The 18,997-nt window shown below is 53.5% G+C and carries 14 protein-coding genes and 1 pseudogene; 12 read left to right on the forward strand and 3 right to left on the reverse strand.

Annotated elements, in window-relative coordinates:
* Window positions 1-41: 41 nt before the first annotated feature.
* The 3 genes from H7848_RS08725 (at window position 42) to H7848_RS08735 (ending at window position 5,986) form a co-directional block, all read left to right on the forward strand.
* Entirely contained in the window at window positions 42-1,280 is a 1,239-nt protein-coding gene (locus tag H7848_RS08725) for an aspartate kinase (RefSeq protein ID WP_208350235.1), read from the forward strand.
* Between the two features lies 1 nt (window position 1,281).
* Complete coding sequence (ptsP, locus tag H7848_RS08730; protein ID WP_419555504.1) at window positions 1,282-3,543, forward strand: phosphoenolpyruvate--protein phosphotransferase; 2,262 nt, start codon at window positions 1,282-1,284, stop codon at window positions 3,541-3,543.
* 106 nt (window positions 3,544-3,649) lie between these two features.
* Window positions 3,650-5,986 carry a methyl-accepting chemotaxis protein gene (locus tag H7848_RS08735; protein WP_208350243.1) on the forward strand — a complete coding sequence of 779 codons (2,337 nt, stop codon included), beginning with the start codon at window positions 3,650-3,652 and terminating at the stop codon, window positions 5,984-5,986.
* Between the two features lie 102 nt (window positions 5,987-6,088).
* Here the strand turns inward: H7848_RS08735 and H7848_RS08740 are convergent, their stop codons facing one another.
* From H7848_RS08740 to H7848_RS20305, 3 genes and pseudogenes are all read right to left on the reverse strand, one after another.
* Window positions 6,089-7,189 carry a WD40 repeat domain-containing protein gene (locus tag H7848_RS08740; protein ID WP_208350245.1) on the reverse strand — a complete coding sequence of 367 codons (1,101 nt, stop codon included), beginning with the start codon at window positions 7,187-7,189 and terminating at the stop codon, window positions 6,089-6,091.
* A gap of 105 nt (window positions 7,190-7,294) precedes the next feature.
* On the reverse strand, window positions 7,295-8,074 hold the full coding sequence (locus H7848_RS08745; protein WP_237072668.1) for a LysR substrate-binding domain-containing protein: 780 nt from the start codon (window positions 8,072-8,074) through the stop codon (window positions 7,295-7,297).
* Window positions 8,075-8,086: 12 nt separating this feature from the next.
* Window positions 8,087-8,263 (reverse strand): annotated as a pseudogene (locus H7848_RS20305) (helix-turn-helix domain-containing protein); the annotation flags it as partial.
* A 128-nt stretch (window positions 8,264-8,391) separates the two neighbouring features.
* On the opposite strand from H7848_RS20305, the gene H7848_RS08750 reads away from it, so the two are divergent.
* The 9 genes from H7848_RS08750 (at window position 8,392) to H7848_RS08790 (ending at window position 18,981) form a co-directional block, all read left to right on the forward strand.
* Window positions 8,392-10,299 (forward strand): ABC transporter substrate-binding protein, encoded by a 1,908-nt coding sequence (locus tag H7848_RS08750; protein WP_208350248.1) that lies wholly within the window; start codon window positions 8,392-8,394, stop codon window positions 10,297-10,299.
* Between the two features lie 62 nt (window positions 10,300-10,361).
* Complete coding sequence (locus H7848_RS08755) at window positions 10,362-11,339, forward strand: ABC transporter permease (RefSeq protein ID WP_208350249.1); 978 nt, start codon at window positions 10,362-10,364, stop codon at window positions 11,337-11,339.
* Window positions 11,340-11,346: 7 nt separating this feature from the next.
* Window positions 11,347-12,492 carry an ABC transporter permease gene (locus tag H7848_RS08760; protein WP_208350250.1) on the forward strand — a complete coding sequence of 382 codons (1,146 nt, stop codon included), beginning with the start codon at window positions 11,347-11,349 and terminating at the stop codon, window positions 12,490-12,492.
* Between the two features lie 9 nt (window positions 12,493-12,501).
* Window positions 12,502-13,578: an ABC transporter ATP-binding protein gene (locus H7848_RS08765; protein WP_208350252.1), complete on the forward strand. Its 1,077-nt coding sequence runs from the start codon at window positions 12,502-12,504 to the stop codon at window positions 13,576-13,578.
* Complete coding sequence (locus tag H7848_RS08770) at window positions 13,571-14,602, forward strand: ABC transporter ATP-binding protein (protein ID WP_208350256.1); 1,032 nt, start codon at window positions 13,571-13,573, stop codon at window positions 14,600-14,602. The genes H7848_RS08765 and H7848_RS08770 overlap by 8 nt, the downstream gene beginning before the upstream one ends.
* Window positions 14,592-15,734, forward strand: a complete 1,143-nt coding sequence (locus tag H7848_RS08775; protein WP_208350258.1) for a mandelate racemase/muconate lactonizing enzyme family protein — start codon at window positions 14,592-14,594, stop codon at window positions 15,732-15,734. The genes H7848_RS08770 and H7848_RS08775 overlap by 11 nt, the downstream gene beginning before the upstream one ends.
* Window positions 15,731-16,819 (forward strand): mandelate racemase/muconate lactonizing enzyme family protein, encoded by a 1,089-nt coding sequence (locus H7848_RS08780; protein ID WP_208350261.1) that lies wholly within the window; start codon window positions 15,731-15,733, stop codon window positions 16,817-16,819. Before H7848_RS08775 ends, H7848_RS08780 begins: the two co-directional genes overlap by 4 nt.
* 18 nt (window positions 16,820-16,837) lie before the next feature.
* A complete protein-coding gene (locus H7848_RS08785; RefSeq protein ID WP_208350267.1) occupies window positions 16,838-17,755 on the forward strand; it encodes a calcium/sodium antiporter in 918 nt (305 codons plus the stop codon).
* Window positions 17,752-18,981, forward strand: coding sequence for an MFS transporter (locus H7848_RS08790; RefSeq protein ID WP_208350270.1), 1,230 nt, complete (start codon window positions 17,752-17,754; stop codon window positions 18,979-18,981). The genes H7848_RS08785 and H7848_RS08790 overlap by 4 nt, the downstream gene beginning before the upstream one ends.
* Window positions 18,982-18,997 lie beyond the last annotated feature (16 nt).

Genomic DNA, 18,997 nt, shown 5'->3' on the forward strand with positions numbered 1-18,997 from the left:
GCTTCGCCTAGGAAGCGGCGGACGGATAACAGGGACAGACAATGCCGGTTTTGGTGATGAAATTCGGGGGCACTTCGGTGGCAACGCTTGATCGTATCAAGCGGGCTGCTAAACGTGTAGGGGTTGAGGTCGCCAAAGGCTATGATGTCATCGTGATTGTTTCGGCCATGTCCGGCAAAACGAATGAACTGGTAGGCTGGGTAACTGAAACATCGCCTCTGTTCGATGCCCGCGAATATGATGCCGTTGTGTCTTCGGGTGAAAACGTAACCGCCGGGCTGATGGCTTTGACCCTGCAGGAAATGGATGTACCCGCCCGCAGTTGGCAGGGCTGGCAGGTACCGTTGAAAACAACCTCGGCCCATTCGGCGGCTCGAATTGAAGAAATTCCAACCGGAAATATCAACGCGAAATTTTCCGAAGGTATGAAGGTCGCCGTTGTAGCCGGATTTCAGGGTATCAGTCCCGAAGGGCGCATCACAACTCTTGGACGCGGTGGATCTGACACCACGGCTGTCGCCTTCGCAGCGGCCTTTGGCGCTGAGCGCTGTGATATCTATACGGATGTCGATGGTGTTTATACGACTGATCCTCGTATCTGCGGAAAAGCCCGCAAAATGGACAAGATCGCCTTTGAGGAAATGCTTGAACTGGCGTCGCTTGGCGCCAAGGTTTTGCAAACGCGATCAGTTGAGCTAGCGATGCGCTACGGAGTTCGGCTGCGCGTTGTCTCCAGTTTTGAAGAACAATCTGACAATGCCGGAACACTGGTTTGTGCCGAGGAGGATATCATGGAATCCAATGTCGTATCAGGTGTGGCGTTCAGCCGGGACGAGGCAAAGATGACCCTGATCAGTGTGGCCGACCGGCCTGGTATTGCGGCCGCCATCTTTGGCCCGCTCAGCGAAGCTGGCGTCAATGTTGACATGATCGTTCAGAACATCAGTGAGGAGGGGCGGACCGATATGACCTTTTCCTGCCCGACCGATCAGGTATTGCGTGCAGAAAAAGCGATGAATGATGCAAAGGGTCGCGGGGATATCAATTTTCACGAACTGGTCGTTGACGATGCCGTTGCCAAGGTTTCGGTTGTCGGGATCGGTATGCGATCACACGCCGGTGTAGCAGCCCAGATGTTCAAGGCGCTGCAGGACGAAGGGATCAATATCAAGGTGATCACGACCTCTGAGATCAAGATTTCAGTACTGATTGACCGAAAATACATGGAACTTGCAGTTCAAGCCCTGCATGATGCCTTTGGACTGGAAAAAGTGACATAAGATGAAAAGGGGCGCCATGCCCGACCTGTCTGACAGTGGAAGCCGAAAGCTGCTGGGTCGCCTGCGCGACGCCATGGCCGAAGACAGCGCCGGACAGGAACGTCTGGACAAGATCACGCATCTGATTGCCACATCGATGCAGACCGAGGTCTGTTCGATCTATCTCTTCCGCGATGCCGAAACGCTTGAGCTGTGCGCGACCGAAGGCCTGAAAGCCGAAGCTGTGCACCAGACCAGGATGCGCCTAGGCGAGGGCTTGGTGGGGCGTGTGGCAAAAAACGGTCGTATTGTGAATTCCGCCAATGCGCCTCAGGAAACCGGGTTTCGCTACATGCCTGAAACGGGCGAAGAAAAATATAGCTCGTTTCTTGGGGTGCCAATTCAACGACTGGGCGAGGCGCTGGGCGTGCTGGTGGTTCAGTCGAAAGAGGCGCGCGAATATTCAGGTGATGAAGTCTATGCGCTTGAGATTGTCGCCATGGTTCTGGCCGAGATGACCGAACTGGGCGCCTTTGTGGGCGAGGGCGCTGCATTATCTGCGCGCCATCAGCAACCCGTTTTGTTCCGCGGAACACAAGGTCAGGAAGGTGCGGCCGAGGGCCATGTCTTTTTGCACGAACCCCGTGTTGTTGTGACTAAACCCATCGCCGATGATCCCGAAATCGAACTAAAGCGGTTACATGACGCGGTAGACCAACTGCGTGTGTCGGTTGATGACCTGCTGTCCAATGCGTCAAAGACTGATAAGGACCAGCTGCAGGTTCTTGAGGCCTATCGCATGTTCGCGAACTCACGCGGGTGGTTGCGCCGGATGGAGGACGACATCTCAAACGGCTTGTCTGCTGAGGCAGCCGTCGAAAAAGAACAGTCGGTGGCCCGTGCGCGGATGGCCCAGGTCCCTGATGCCTATTTGCGGGAACGACTGCACGATCTGGATGATCTGTCGAACAGACTGTTGCGCATTCTGACAGGGCAGGGGACCAATACCGGGGCCGAGATGCCGGATGATCCAATTTTGGTCGCGCGTAACATTGGCCCCGGAGAATTGCTGGAGTACGGCCGCAAATTAAAAGGTATTGTGCTGGAGGAAGGCTCGGTCGGGTCTCATGCCGCGATCGTGGCGCGGGCACTGGCCATTCCCTTGATTATCAACGCGAAAGGTATCTTGACCGAAGCGCTGAACGGCGATCATATCATGGTTGATGGTGACGTGGCACAAGTGCATTTGCGCCCCGATGACAACATTGTGGCCGCTTTTCGTGACAAAATCGCGATGCTGGCCGAAGCTCAGACGCGCTATGCATCGATCCGCGATCTGCCTGCGACGGCGCGCTGTGGATCCACTGTTTCACTTTGTATGAATGCGGGACTGATGGCTGATCTACCCTCGCTCGCAGGCTCTGGCGCCGAAGGTGTCGGTTTATTCCGGACCGAACTGCAGTTCCTGATCAGAAATACCGTTCCCAAACGATCCGAACTGGCCGCATTATATGCAACTGTTTTGGATGCCGCTGGCGGCAAGCGTGTTGTCTTTCGAACGCTTGATATCGGATCCGATAAGGTTTTGCCCTACATGAAGCCCCAGGACGAGCCAAACCCGGCCCTTGGATGGCGTGCGATTCGCGTAGGCTTAGACAAACCCGGTGTGCTGCGGATGCAGTTGCAAGCCCTGTTGCGCGCGGCCAATGGGCGCGCTTTGACCGTAATGTTTCCATTCATTGCACAATTTGAGGAATACCGTGCCGCCCGGGCCGAAATGGATAAGGCCATAGCGCGGGAAGAAAAGCTGGGCCATGTCCTGCCAGAGAAACTAGAAGTCGGGGCCATGCTGGAAACGCCCAGCCTGGCTTTTGCCCCACGCAAATTCTTTGAAGAGGTCGAATTCATCTCGATCGGTGGAAACGATTTGAAACAGTTCTTTTTTGCGGCCGACCGGGAAAATGAACGGGTGCGGCGGCGGTACGATACTTTGAATGTCAGCTTTCTAACATTCATTGAAAACATCGTAACCCGCTGTAATGAAACAGAAACCCCTGTATCTTTTTGTGGTGAAGACGCAGGCCGTCCGGTTGAAGCATTATGCCTGGCCGCAGTGGGACTGCGTACGCTATCAATGCGCCCCGCGTCGATCGGGCCTGTAAAGCACCTATTGCGCCGCTCTAACCTGGATGATGTCCGAGAAGTCATAGAAGAAGCGCGCAACCGTGGGGATCAGTCTGTGCGGCCTGCGATCATGTCATGGTTGAGGGGGCAAAAAATCTAATAAAATAGAAGCTATTTCGAAGTTTCGGAAAAGTTTTGGATTCATACTTCGTCAATACTGTGCCGGTACCCCAAAAGGCAGGGTAGCAAAAAAGGCGGAGCAAAACATGCGGGATTGGTCAATCTCACGTAAGATACTTTTCGGAATGGGCAGTCTTGCCTTTCTGGTGGGTGTTGTCGCTGCGATTGCGGTCATTGCCGCAGTCGTGTTTGGTTCAAATTTCACGGAATATCGTGCCACTGCGCGACAAAGTCTGAAGGTAAATGAAATTGCCGAAGATCTGTTCGAGGCGAAGATTGCTATTCTTGCATATCAAAACCAACCATCGCCGCAGACGGCTGAGGTTTTTTCATCGAATCTGCAGGAAATCTACGATGCAGAACAAAGCAGTCTAGAGCTCTTTGCGAACAGACCTGAAGAGATTGAACAACTGGCATCTGTTAAGGCCAATCTGGATAGTCTGCAGGCAGAATTCGTCACTGCACGGCAACTGCAGGCGAACAGAAACGAATTAGTTGCGGAAATGTCTGACTTGGGCGTTCAGGCACGTCGTAACCTGACTAAGATCATGCAAACAGCCTATCAGGATGGCGACCCGATTGCGGCATTTTATGGCGGTACGGTACAACAGGAACTGCTTCTGGGTCGTTTTTACATGGAACGGTTCTTGCTGACGAACTCACCTGCTGAATATGACCAAGCTCAGACCCATCTTAGTACGGCGCAGCAGGAACTTGCATCGTTAAAAGCCGAATTGCAGAATCCTGAGCGCCAGGCGCTGGCCCAAAACGTAACAAGCGAAATCAATTCATACATCAGCCTTGCATCAAACGTTCGGGGAACCATCCTGGAACGGAATACGCATTACAGCAACATGAATAGTCTGGCGACGACGGCAGTGCTTGGGGTCGAAACGATTGTTGATGCCGTGGTTGCAGATCAAAACACCATTGGCCCGCGCATTAGCACACTTATGGCCAATACAAGAACTCTGATTATGTCCTTGGCATTTGTGTTCATTCTGTGTGCTGTCTTTCTGACATGGCGCATGGTGCGCGACATGACCAGACGCCTGGCCAATACGGTCAAAGATATCGATGAATTGGCATCTGGAAACCTTGAACTAACGATTAAGGATGCTGATAAAGATCACGAACTTGGTCGTATCGCTCGGTCTTTGGAAGTTTTCCGCAAGAACGCGATAGAAGCAAAAGAGCTTGAAGCAAATCAGAAACGGGCGGAAGAACAGCAGCGCCTGGAAGAACAGGCTCGAAATGATCGGGAATTGCAGCGCGAACAGCAGCGCGCAGCTGAGGCCCGCGAAGCAGATGAGCAGCGTAAGAAAGCCATATTCATGGCACTTGAAGCAGCGCTGAACGATGTCGTCAGCGCCGCCGCTGACGGTGATTTCACCAAGCGTGTGGATCCAAACGCAATTGATGCTGAACTTTCTACGTTGGTCGACAAAGTCAATCGACTTATGGATAATGTTGACACAGGTTTGACTGCGATCGGTGATGTGACGAAGCGCCTGGCAGATGGAGATCTGAGAACAGGCATGGTCGGTGAATACTCTGGGACCTTCGCAGATTTGCAGGCCAACATCGAAGAGATGATCGTGTCACTGACACAGATGATCCGCGACATCACAAATGAGGCCGAGGGCGTAAGCTGGCAGTCGACAGAACTGAACCAGGGCGCGCAAGAGCTGTCAGGGCGGGCAGAACGTGCGGCTGCGTCGCTTGAGCAAACATCAGCAGCGATGACTGAGTTCAGCGCGTCTGTAGACGCAAATGCCAAAAGTGCCGCAAAGACGACAGAAGTTGCGAATGATATGTCGCAACAGGCTGATCATGCATCGCGCATCGTAGCTTCTACGATTGACGCAATGGCCGAAATCGAAAAAGCATCGAAAGAGATCGAGGATATCGTGGATGTCATCAATGACATCGCGTTTCAGACCAACCTGCTGTCTTTGAACGCGTCGGTCGAGGCCGCGCGCGCAGGAGAGGCCGGCAAAGGGTTCGCTGTTGTCGCAAATGAAGTTCGTGCTTTGGCACAGAGATCGGCGGATGCGTCCGGTAAAGTTCAGTCGAAAATCCAGCAAAGCTCGGAATCGGTGGCCAAAGGTGCTGCAGCGGTTCATGAAACCGGTGACACTTTAGGGCTAATGCTGGATCGCATCAAAGATGTGACAAATAATCTTCTGGAAATCCGATCATCCAGCAACGAACAGGCCCGCGCTGTAAATGAAATCAGCCTTGCGCTGGGGCAACTGGAAACGATCACTCAGGAAAACGCAACCGTCGCTGAGGAGACGCAAACCAATTCAACCCGCTTGAAAGATCAGTCGTTCCGTATGCAAAACGCCATTTCGACTTTCAAATATGGCGATCAAAAAGACGACAGTTCTTATGAAAATGTAACGAAACAAGCATCATAGAAACTGCCTAGATCAAGCATTGCATCATTTACGCAGTGGTTTGGTAATATACCGAAACAAGAAAATAAGCGCATTGTCTTTAACGACAATGCGCTTGTCGTGTCAGTTGCCGGACTGGTTTGCCTGTAAATGTTTTAAGGCATCATTTGCTTTCTGATTCACATCCGGATCATCATTCATAACAACCCAAAGTCGCACCGTTCCGTCCTGATGCGCGCTTACCAAGTGGCGCCCATTTCGACTGAAGTTCAAATCCTCGGCATGATCATTGGCCCAGGCCCGATGGACCGGCTCCATTTGATCCGACGGCAATTCAGAGTTCAGCACATCATCCATCTTCCACATCCAGATGTCAGTGCTGTGTCCCGCATGTGCCAGATAAAGACCATCGGGCGAGAAATCGACGACCTCAATCTTGTCACCTGAATGTTCCATCAGGCGCACTAATTCGTAGTTTTCTGTATCCCAGATATGAATCACCCCACGAAACCCGCCGGATACAATGTATTTCCCATCAGGACTAAAGTTGATTGAGACTAGATCGCTTGCAAAACGTGTTTCTGGATGACGCGCCTTGATTTCCTGCATAAGGCTGAAATTATTCTCAACATCCCAGATACGAATACGCCCTTTTCCGGTCGTTGCGGCCAACCGGTTGTCTGGCGAAAATGCAACGCCGTTATTGGTGTAGTTATTTTCAATCTCGGCGACAATTTCGAACTCGGGCCACGAAAAGATCTGAGCTTGGCCATATCGTTTGTTATCGACTTTGTAATCTTCTTCACCCACCAACAACCATTTGCCGTCGGGGGACCAAGTCAGGCTGTCTACACTGTAATCGTGGTTGTGCGTTTTAAGAACTTCGCCAGTTTCTGCATCAATAATACGCGTCATGGCGTCTTCGCCGCCAGCTGCAATGACCGAGCCATCAGGCGCAAACATTGCATGTTCAACCTCGCCACGTGTCGAAACGCGCCATAGTTCAGCGCCGTCAGATGTGCGCCAGGCAATGATCTGGTTGTCAAACTTAGTGGCGCTGACGATCATTCGACCGTCCGGCGAAAACTCGGCACTTTCCACAGAACCGAATTCACCGTTCATGTCTGCAATACGGGTCCAAATAGGCCCAAGGCGTGTTTTGTCAGCGGCCATAGTCGGCACGGCTATAAGTGATGCCAGACAGGCTAAAACGATGGTACGCATCGTGTCCTCCCATTTCATTGAATGTTATTTTTATCTGAGATCAGGGGTATTAGTTTGGCTGCTGGCAGTACAAATACCAAAAAGACCGAATACCATAATCTGACGTTAAGATACCTTTGCGGTGCCCGATTGCGTTGTGGCGGGTGGGAAAAACGCACTGCCCCAAGTGGCCCTTATGCGTTCTTCCCATTCAAGGGCGCTTTTGCGAATAGCCTTCATCAATTGGCGTTCGCCTGCCTCAAACTGACGACCTGTCATGTAAATGAAACCAAGCTCGATCGGTTGTCGTTCGGTCATTGCACGCACGACGACCCGGCTGTCATCTATTCGATCGATTGCAAAAGGATCAATCAACGCAATGCCGTACCCGCTTTCGACCAGTCTGACGGCCAAAGCAGATGATGTCGTCTGAACCCCCACGCGCCGTTCCGTATCGCTGTCTTCGAAGACAGTATCAAGGCTGCGGCCGTGTGCGACGCGTTCAGAAAATGAAATTAGAACTTCGCTGCGAAGATCGGGCGGGTCAATTCGACGACGTTTGGCCAGAGGATGATCGCGGTGAATAACGCAAACAAAACTGGTCGTCAGGATAGGTTCGAATTCGACCTGCGGTCGTCGCGGCTGGGTCTGTGTCAGACAAAAATTATAGTCCCCATTTGTTAGTCTGGATTCCATTGGGGTCGGCTCAAGGCTTTTCAAAACGAAACGTAACTTCGGCGATTTGGCAGAAACCTCGGCAATTGCCTGAGGCAGAAAAGTGTTCGCCAATGTGGGCATCGCTGCGATCCGGATTGTTTCGCCAAAGCCACGCTGCATGTCACCAATCAGGCGCTGAGTGTTGTTCACATTGCGGAATATAACCGTAAGGCTTTGTTCCAGTGACAACGCTTGTTCGGTTGGAATCAGCCGATTGGCTTGCCTATGGAACAAAGGAAAGCCCAAATTAGCCTCAATATGCTTCAACATACGACTGACGGCCGGTTGAGAGACATTGAGAATCTTGGCCGCGCCAGTAACACTTTCAGCGCGAAAAACAGCGCGCAAAACTTCCATCTGTCTGAGATTCAATGACATTTCAAAGATAATAACATCACGTTATGGATGTTGTTGCAATCAGAATTTGCCAAACAAGGTCTTTGAAATGGATCGTGTAGGTTACCAAAAGCCCAAAAAATGGGCGTGGTCGCCTAGGGAGGACTAAGATGACTATTTTCAAACCGCGCGGGCTGTCGCGGATTGCAATGACAAGTGTTTTTGCGTTTCTGGCTACGCATGCTTGGGCTGAGGTGCCTATGCTGCAGTCTGCGGTGGATGCCGGTGAACTGCCGCCTATGGAAGAACGGCTGCCCTCAGATCCACCCGTTGTTCCGGTCGTCGAAAAGATCGGTGAGTACGGCGGAACGTGGCGCACACTGATTTCGGGTGCGGGCGAGGAAAGCTGGCTGGTCACAAACATCGGGTATGATTACATCGTTCGCTGGGACCCTGGCCTGAACGAGGTTGTGCCGAACTTGGCTGAAAGCTGGACCGTCAATGATGACGCCACCGAGTTCACCTTTAAGCTGGTCGAAGGTGTCAAGTGGTCAGATGGCACGCCATACACAACGGCTGATGTAGATTTCTGGTGGAACCATGTGGCGAAGAACCCCGAATTGCCGCGCAGTTTCAGGACGCGTTCGCTGCGTAACCGACTGAATTCCACAACTTTAACCATTATTGATGATTATACTTTCACGTTCACATTCGAAGAGCCACACGGTCTTTTGCTGCTAGAGATGGCATCGCCCGACAACGGTCGGCAACTGAGCCGGTTTCCGGCGCATTACATGAAGCAGTTTCATGCGGAATTCACTGATGCGGATGCGCTTCAAAAAATGGTTGAGGACGCCAATCTGCCATCATGGGCTGATCTTTTCGAAGACCGTGCCAATCAGTGGATCAACAAAGACCTGCCGACATTGAATGCCTGGACTGTCACAAGCCCGCTGACCGATACGCAGAATGTCAGGTTTGAACGGAACCCCTATTACTGGAAGGTCGATGCCGAAGGCAATCAGCTGCCTTATCTGGACGCCGTCAATTTTGAGGTCGTGGGCGATAAGGAAGTCATGTTGCTGAAGGTTCTGAATGGCGAAGTCGATATGATTCACCGCTATATCAACACTTTCCCGAACAAGGCCGTTCTGGCTGATAATCGTGACCGCGGTAATTATGACTTTTTCGAATACGGCACATCCGATTTCAACACGATGGTCATTTTCCCGAACCTTACCACTGATGACGAAAGACTGCACCCGATCTTCAATGACCGGCGCTTCCGCGAAGCTTTGTCAGTTTCCTTTGACCGTCAGGAACTGATTGATCTGGTTTTTGTTGGCCAGGGCGAACCCTATCAGGCGGCGCCACGCCCCGAGTCGAAGTACTACAACGAAACCCTTGCCAAGCAGCACACCGAATATGATCCTGATCGTGCGTTAGAGTTGCTTGCCGAGATGGGATATTCCGAAACCGACAGTTCGGGAATGCTGGTTAATGAAAATGGCGAACGGCTGACCTTTGTGATCACCGTTCGTGAAGATCGTCAACCCATGGTCGACATGATGGAGATCATCGCGGATCGTTGGCGTGACATTGGTATTGATGCGATAAATCGTGTGGTTGAGAAATCCTTCCAGCGCGAAATGCGTAATTCTGGAACACACGAGATGCTGGTGGACGACGGAGAAGGCGGCCTGGTCGACGGGCTGATCGCACCCGAAGCCTGGATCCCGATTGACAACAACTCGGCCTATGGCATCGGTTGGTTTGCGGCGATCACCGGTGACGAAGACGCCCTTCCTGTCGATCCACCAGCAGAAGTTATGGAAAGCTATGCGCTGTTTCAGCAATTGAAACGAACGGGCGATCCGGATGAACAGACACAGCTTTACGGCGAAATTCTGACGCGCGCGCAAGAGCAATTCTATACTATTGGCGTATCACTGCCGGTCGCGGGATATGGTATTGTGAAGAACAATTTCCACAACGTGCCGGACACCATCGTTCGCGGATGGCAGTTTGCCGATCCCGGTCCTGTCAATCCGCAGCAGTTCTTCAAAACTGCAAACTAAAAGCACCAAGCAGGCATGGCGGCAATCGCGCCGCCATGACCAACCGGAAGTGGCTCTGATCCATGCATATCTATATCTTCAAACGCGTTTTGATGATGATCCCGACCCTGATCCTAATCAGTATTGTGGCTTTTCTTGTCATACAGCTTCCGCCGGGCGATTTTCTGACCGCGCTGACTGCCGGTATGGAGGGGCGCATGACGCCCGAAGAAATAGCTTATCTGCGCGAACGCTACGGTCTGAATGATCCGATGTGGCTGCAATATTGGAAATGGATCAGTGGCATCGTGTTTGAAGGTGACTTTGGCTATTCCTTTCAATGGCGCCGTCCGGTCAGCGAACTGATCTGGAGCCATCTGGGGCTGACCGTCCTCATTTCATTCGTGACCTTGTTATTTGTTTGGGCGGTCAGTTTCCCGATTGGTGTGTTGTCGGCGGTACGTCAGTATTCCTTTTCGGATTATTTTTTCACATTCATTGGGTTCATTGGTCTGGCCACCCCGAATTTTCTCTTGGCGCTGGTCTTGATGTATGTTGGTTTCAAATACTTCGGCCAATCCGTCGGTGGATTGTTCAGCCCCGAATATCAGAATGCCCCTTGGAGCTGGGCAAAGCTGGGCGATCTGATGGCCCATCTCTGGATTCCCATCATCGTGATCGGCACCGCCAAGACGGCTGAACTGATCCGCGTGATGCGCGCAAATCTTCTGGATGAACTGCACAAGCCATATGTTGCCACCGCGCGGTCCAAAGGCTTGGGTGAGATGCGGACGTTGATCAAATACCCGATCCGCATCGCGTTGAACCCTTTTATCTCGACCATCGGGTGGGTCTTGCCATCGCTGGTATCAGGGGCCGTTATCACCGCCGTGGTTTTGAACTTGCCAACAACAGGGCCGCTGTTGCTGGGTGCCTTGCGCAGTCAGGATATGTATCTGGCCGGATCATTCATCCTGATGTTGTCGACCCTTACGGTCGTGGGCACGTTGATTTCCGACATTTTGCTGGCGTGGCTTGATCCACGTATCCGCTACCAGTGAGGGTATAATGGCTGACGCAAGCGCATACGTAAAAACCAACGCCGAGATTCAGGTTTACGACGACGATGTCCGTGCCGAGGATGTGGCTGGTCAATGGCAACTGATGTGGTGGCGGTTCAAACGTCACAAGGTTGCGGTGATCGCGGGCATCTGTGTGTTATTCATCTATCTTGTTGGGATATTTGCAGAATTCCTGTCGCCGATGGATCCCAATGACCATCACACGCGCTATACCTATGCGCCGCCTCAGAATGTGGACTTGTTTCATGACGGCCAGTGGCTGCCGCATGTTAAGGGTTACCAGGTCGAGATTGACCAATTCACCCTGCGGCGAACCTTTGTGACGGATGAGGAAAAGATCATTCCAATTGGTCTTTTTGTCAAAGGTGACGAATACAAGATGTGGGGTCTGATCCCTTGGGATCGGCACCTGATCGGTCCGCTCAATCCGCGGGATCCCTTCTATCTGTGGGGGGCGGACCGATTGGGTCGTGATATGCTTAGCCGTGTGATCCATGGGGCGCGCGTATCAATGTCTATCGGCCTGGTCGGTGTGGCCATCAGTCTGGTTCTTGGCATTATTCTAGGCGGAATATCTGGTTATTTCGGAGGCTGGATTGATAATGCGATCCAGCGGATCATCGAGTTTCTGAAATCGATCCCGACCATTCCACTTTGGATGGGCCTTGCCGCTGCGATCCCACTCACGTGGGAGCCTCTTTATGTCTATTTCGCCATCACTGTTCTGATTTCCTTGATTGGTTGGACGGGATTGGCCCGTGAAGTGCGGGGCAAGGTCATCTCGATGAAGGGGGATGACTTTGTGATTGCTGCCCGCCTGGATGGATTGAGGACCAACAAGATCATCACCAGGCATCTGGTCCCCAGTTTCCTTAGCCATATTATCGCGCAAACCACGCTGGCTATTCCCGACATGATCCTGTCTGAAACCGCGTTGAGTTTCCTTGGGATCGGTTTGCAGCCACCGATTGTGTCGTGGGGTGTTCTTTTGAAAGAGGCACAGAATATCAACGCGGTGGCGACGGCGCCATGGTTGATGATACCCGGTCTGGCCGTTGTGTTCGCCGTGCTGACACTGAATTTCCTTGGCGATGGTATGCGTGATGCTGCCGATCCTTATTCCCATCATTAAAGGCGCATTATGACCAAGACACCAGTTCTGGAAATCCGTGACCTGCAAACGCACTTTGGTGCACGCGAAGGTCTGATCAAGGCGGTCGACGGCGTCAGTATGACCGTCAACCGGGGCGAGACACTGGCCGTGGTCGGTGAAAGTGGTTGCGGCAAGTCGATCACAGCATGGTCTGTGATGAACCTTGTGCCGAAACCGGGCAAGATCGTGGGCGGCAGTATCAACCTTTATGACCGCAATGGCGGGTCCGTTGATATCGCGGCCCTTGATCCGAAAAGCGCTGAAATGCGGGCCATCCGGGGCGCACGGGTCGCGATGATCTTCCAGGAACCCATGACGTCGCTGTCGCCGGTCCATACGATCGGCAATCAGATCGTCGAAATGATCCGGTTGCACCAGCCCGTGACGAAAAAAGAGGCCGAGGCGCAGGCGGTCCGGATGCTGGATCGTGTTGGCATTCCGAAACCGACTGAACGCATGGCCGCTTATCCGTTTCAGATGTCCGGTGGCATGCGGCAGCGCGTGGTGATCGCCATGGCGCTGTCGTGCAACGCCGATCTGCTGATTGCGGACGAACCGACGACTGCGTTGGACGTGACGACACAGGCCAACATTCTTGAGTTGATGAAGGAACTGCAGGCCGAACACCATACCTCGATGATCTTGATCACCCACGATCTGGGCGTTGTGGCCGAAGTCGCCGATGAAGTCGCCGTGATGTATCTGGGCCGCGCCGTTGAGCAGACCGATGTCTTTACGCTGTTTGATCACGCGCAACATCCCTATAGTCGCGCTTTGCTGGGCTCGATCCCGGAGCTTGGCAAAACCCGCGGGCAGCGGTTGACAGCGATCCGCGGGATGATCCCGCACCCCTTGAACCGTCCATTAGGATGCACCTTCAACACCCGGTGTCCGATGGCCATTAAAGGGGCGTGCGACGCGGTTGAGCCGGACCTGATCCAAACCGGCCCGCACCACCACACCCGGTGTCTGGCCTATCAGAATGGCTACACGCATCATTTTGACAAAAAGCCCGAAGGTGCGATGCGCCCGAGTGAAACGATCGGAGGGCGTGCGCATGTTTGACGACTCCAAGACAAAAACGGTGCTTCAGGTCGAAGACCTGAAGATGCATTTCCCGCTAATCAAGGGCCTAATGCGGCGCCGTGTCGGCACGGTCAAGGCGGTCGATGGTGTCAGCATGACCGTGCAACAGGGTGAAACGGTGGCTCTGGTCGGTGAAAGTGGTTGTGGCAAGTCCACCTTGGGTCGCACGATCCTGCGCGCCTATGAACCAACGGCCGGGCATATTCATTACAATCCAAGAGGCAGCGATAACGTTGTTGATCTGGCTGGCCTTAATAATAATGAAATGCAGAAATATCGTCCCGATCTGCGGATGATCTTCCAGGATCCGTTCACGTCGCTTAACCCCCGGCTGCCCGTGGTCGACATCATTTCAGAACCGCTTCGGGCCAATAAAATCGCTGAAGGTGTCGAAGCCAAGGATCGCGTGGCCGACATCATGCGAAAGGTGGGTCTGCGCCCCGAATATATGGAGCGTTACCCCCACGCCTTTTCCGGCGGGGAACGCCAGCGGATCGTGATTGCACGTGCCCTTGTCACCAATCCGCATATTGTTGTCGCGGACGAGGCCGTTTCGGCGCTGGATGTATCGGTTCGGGCGCAGACGCTTAATCTGTTGCAGGATCTGCAGGATGAACTGGATCTGACTTATCTGTTTGTAAGCCATGATCTGTCTGTGGTGGAACATATCGCGGACCGGATTGCGGTGATGTACGTCGGTCGCCTGGTCGAATTTGCCCGGGCAGAAGATCTGTTTCGCCGCCCGCTGCATCCCTATACCGAGGCCCTGTTTTCCGCCATTCCGATCCCGCATCCGAAGCTGCGCGGAAAACAGCATCGGGTGCAGTTGCCCGGCGATGTGGCGGACCCGGCCAATCCACCATCCGGTTGCCCGTTCCACCCCCGCTGCGCCTATGCCAGGGACATCTGCAAAAAAGAGGTTCCCGAGCTTGCTGAAACCGGCAGCGGTCGCACGGTATCCTGTCATCGCGCCGACGAACTGGCGTTGAAAGGTGTGTTATAGTTTGGTGTCCCGCATCGCCGAGATAGAAACGCTGACGCTGCCTGACATTAACGTCGTGGTCATGCGGACGAATGACGGGTTGGAGGGCATCGGCCAAACCGGCGCCTTTCACGGCCCCATTGTGGCAGATGTCCTTCACAAACTGATCGCACCAGATTTTCTGGGGGCGCAGATCGACCAACATGCTGATCTGCTGAAAAGCTGTGAAACCAAGCACTATAAATTCATAGGACCCTTCTTTGCGCGGGCGCTTGCGGGCATGGATACCGCTTTATGGGATTTACGCGCCAAGGCTGAAGGTGTTCCCGTGCACGGGCTGATCGGTTCGCAGATGCGCGACCGCGTACCGGTATACGGATCTTCCATGCGTCGTCAGACAACGGTTGACCAGGAAATCGCCGCTTTGAAAAGCGCGATCGGGCAATTCGGTTTGCAACATGTCAAATTCAAGATCGGCACGCGCATGGGTGACGATGACCCCAATGGCCTGAAACGGGCCAAGGTTTTGGTTGATGCCGTACGCTCGGCCTTGCCCGATATTGGGCTGCGGGCGGATGGTAACGGCGCTTTCGGCCCCGATGTGGCGATTGGTCTGGGGCGTCGGATGCAGGATCTTGACTATGTCTTTCTGGAAGAACCGTGCCCCCATACCGATCTGACCGCAACCCGTCGGGTCAATCAGGCGCTTGCGATGCCCATAGCGGGGGGTGAGGTTGATCATCGTCTTGAAACATTCACACATGTGATCACTGAGGGCGTTGTTGATATCGTGCAGCCGGATATTTGCAATGGTGGCGGCTTCAGTCGCGCCCTAGCCATCGCCGATCTGGCTGAAGCGCATAAAATTCCTTGCACACCCCATTGCGCGCAGCAGTCGTTGGTTCAGGTATTTACCCTGCATCTGGCGGCAGTGCATTCCGCTTTGTGGCAACCGCAGGAATACAGAATTACCGACAATCGACCTTGGGCCAAGTCCATCTATCAGCCTTTGCCTGAACCTGTCGAAGGGCATCTGACCGTCCCGACCGGGTCGGGCTGGGGCGTCACACTGACGGCCGAGTTCCTGAAGCAGGCCAAGCAATGCTTAAGTAAAATCACCGATCCCACACCACTGAAAAAGAGACACGTATGAAAATCACAGACGTCAAGATTGAAACGTTCAAATGGCCGCGTCCTCGCCCTTTGTCGAATGGTAAACACACATACACAACACAGGGTATGACGCTGATTTCAATCGAAACGGATCAGGGGATCACCGGCATCGGTCAGGCGGCAACCCGCAGTGTGGTGCGCGCCACGCTGGAACATTTCGTGCCTATGCTGATCGGGCGCAATCCTTTGCATCACGAGGCCCTGTGGCGCGATATGTGGTCACCCAAACGCATCGGGCGTCGCGGCATGACCACTCGCGCGATCAGTGCCATCGACATCGCCCTTTGGGATATCAAGGCAAAGGCCGCGAATATGCCTTTGTCCGTTTTGCTGGGCCAGTTTCGCGACCGGTGCGAAACATATGTGGCTGGCGGATATTATGCCGATGGAAAAGGGTTGAAAGAACTGGCCGATGAAATGGAAAGCTATGTCAAAATGGGCGCCCGCGCGGTCAAGATGAAGATCGGCGCTGTACCCATCAAAGAAGATGTCGCCCGTGTCAAAGCCGCCCGCGATGCAATCGGTCCTGATGTCAAACTGCTGGTCGATGCAAACTGCGCCTATCTGCCTTATCAGGCGATGGATATTGCCAGACGGATGGAGGAACATGACGTCTTCTGGTTCGAAGAGCCGATGGAGCCAGATGATTATGACGGATTTCGCAGATTGTCAGCCAAGACATCAATTCCCGTGGCGACGGGCGAAAATGAATACACCAAATTCGGGTTTCGCGATCTGATCCAGTCTCGCGGCGCTGAAATCATCAATCCGGATGCCAAGATTTGCGGTGGTATCACGGAATTCATGAAAATCGCGGCCTATGCCCAAGCGCACAACATCGCGATTGCGCCGCATGGTCAGCAAGAGGTGCACGTGCATCTGAATGCGGCCTGTGAAAATGCGATCCTGCTTGAGTATTATCCGAAAGAGTTCGATCCGATGTGGGGCAAGATTTTTAAACACACCCCAGAGATCAACGAAGATGGCACCGTTTCGCCCCCGGATGTGCCCGGTCTGGGGATGGAGCCGCTTTATGAAAATCTGAACGAATATCGCGTGGCGTAACAAACGAACGGCCAGCTTATGTTTGATATTCTGATGCTTATCGCAGGTGGAACGCTTTTGTTTTACGGCGGGGACTGGCTGATTGACGGAGCCAGGGATCTGGCGCTGAGGATGCGTGTTTCGACCATGCTGGTGTCGATTGTCATAGTGGGTTTTGGCACCTCGGCGCCTGAGCTTTTCGTGTCAATCCAGGCGGTTCTGGCCGATAAATCGTCCATTGCTATTGGCAATGTTGTGGGGTCGAATATTGCCAATCTGGCGCTGATCCTAGGTCTGACGGCTGTCTTGCTGCCCTTTGTCTGTGACAGAAAGTCGATCCTGATTGATGGCGGGGCCATGGTGGCGGCGACATGTCTCTTGGCGCTGGTGATTGCCTTGGGTTTTGTCAATCGCATCATGGCAGTCGGTATTCTGGCGGTTCTGGTGGTTTTCCTGATCTGGCGCCAAAAGCATGATGATGCAGATGATGATGACGGGATCGAGATTGAGAATGGACTGCGAAAGGCCTGCCTGATCACGGGTGCAGGTATTGTCGTTTTGCCGTTTGCGTCTTGGCTGTTTGTCAAGGGCGCGTCCGGGTTGGCTGTTTTGATGGGTGTCAGCGAAGCAATCATCGGGCTGACTGTCGTCGCCATCGGCACGTCATTGCCCGAACTGGCGGTCTGCGTGTCGGCGGCGCTCAAACGCGCGCCTGAAGTGGCCTTTGGTAATGTGCTGGGATCGAACCTGTTCAATTCAACGGTTGTGATTGCGGGGGCAGGGCTGGCCGCGCCTTTCGCGATTTCGCGGGAATTTATCATCATGGATGTGCCACTGATGCTGCTGGCAACCGTCGTGGCATTGGTCTTTGCCTGGAGCCATTTTCGATTTAGCAGAACCGAAGGCGCGCTGTTGCTGGGTGGGTATTGCGGCTATATCGCTGTCTGCATCTCATGACCGCCGCCAAACCCACATTGTCGGGTTTGATACGCATCTATCCATTCAACCTGTTGATCGGGGCGCGTGCCGTTGCGGCATCGGGTCAGTGGATGGAACGCACGGCCATTGGTTGGATTGCCTGGGATATCACCGGATCAGCTGCAGCTTTGGGTCTGATCGGGCTGTTACGGTTCGGACCAGGCCTGTTGCTGACCTTTTTGGGGGGTGCGCTAAGTGATAGGCATTCTGCCATCGCGATGTTGAAAATGAGTAAGTTTGCCACCGTCGGAATTCACGCGACAATGGCCGCGATCCTGCTGTTGGGGGCGATGGATCTGTTTTTGCTAGGCATTTTGGTTTTCGCAATAGGTGCCGCGCAATCGCTGGCGGCCGGGCCGAACAAAGCGATTATTTGGCATGTGGTGCCGAAAGACTATGTGCCCTTGGCCATCCCGTTCAATTCGGTCGTGCACAATGGCGCAACATTCGCAGGACCGGTTCTGGCCGGCGTGTTGATCGCGGCCAACGACAGTGCCACGGTTTTCGTTCTGACCACCATCATCAATATTGCCTTTCTGGGCGTTCTTTTCTTGTTTCCCGCCAATCTTGGGCGGTCTGATAAAAAACGGGCACAAAAAGGCCCGAAAGCCATTCTGCAGGAAATGTGGGCATCGCTAAAGCACGTGCGCGGTGATCGGTTTCTTGGGCCTGTCATCCTGTTTCAGCTTATTCTGGCATTGTCGTTCAAGCCGTTGTTGCATCTGTTTCCCGGCTTTAACGCCGAGGTTCTGAATGGCGATGCCGTGACACTTGGCCTATTGACGGGTCTGCATGGGATGGGCGGTATTCTGGTTGGGTTGGTCATTGCGGGCCGCACCAACACGTCCGGCCCTGTCACTTTGATGGCATGTATCGCCGGTGGCGCTTTCTTTGCGGCCGGGGCAAGTGTCAATCTGCCCTGGTTGACCTTCCTACTGATCTTCCTTGCAGGCGGGGCTGCGATCATTCGCGTGGCGGGTATTCAGACACTGATTCAGTTGCAGTTGCGTGATGACATGCGCGGACGCGTTATGGCGCTTTATATCCTGACGGGTGAGGTCGGGATGGCCCTAGGCAGTCTTATACTGGGGCTTTGCGCGCAGTTTATCGGAATGGCCGGGGTTTATGTTCTGGCGGGGGTAACGGCCGTTTGCACAACCATCCTGTTTTGGCCAAGCGTTATGAAGGGGCTTTCCGAACGCTGATCGCCGAACGGGGCAT

Source organism: Pseudaestuariivita rosea, from assembly GCF_017592335.1.
Classification (GTDB): Bacteria; Pseudomonadota; Alphaproteobacteria; order Rhodobacterales; family Rhodobacteraceae; genus Parasulfitobacter; species Parasulfitobacter rosea.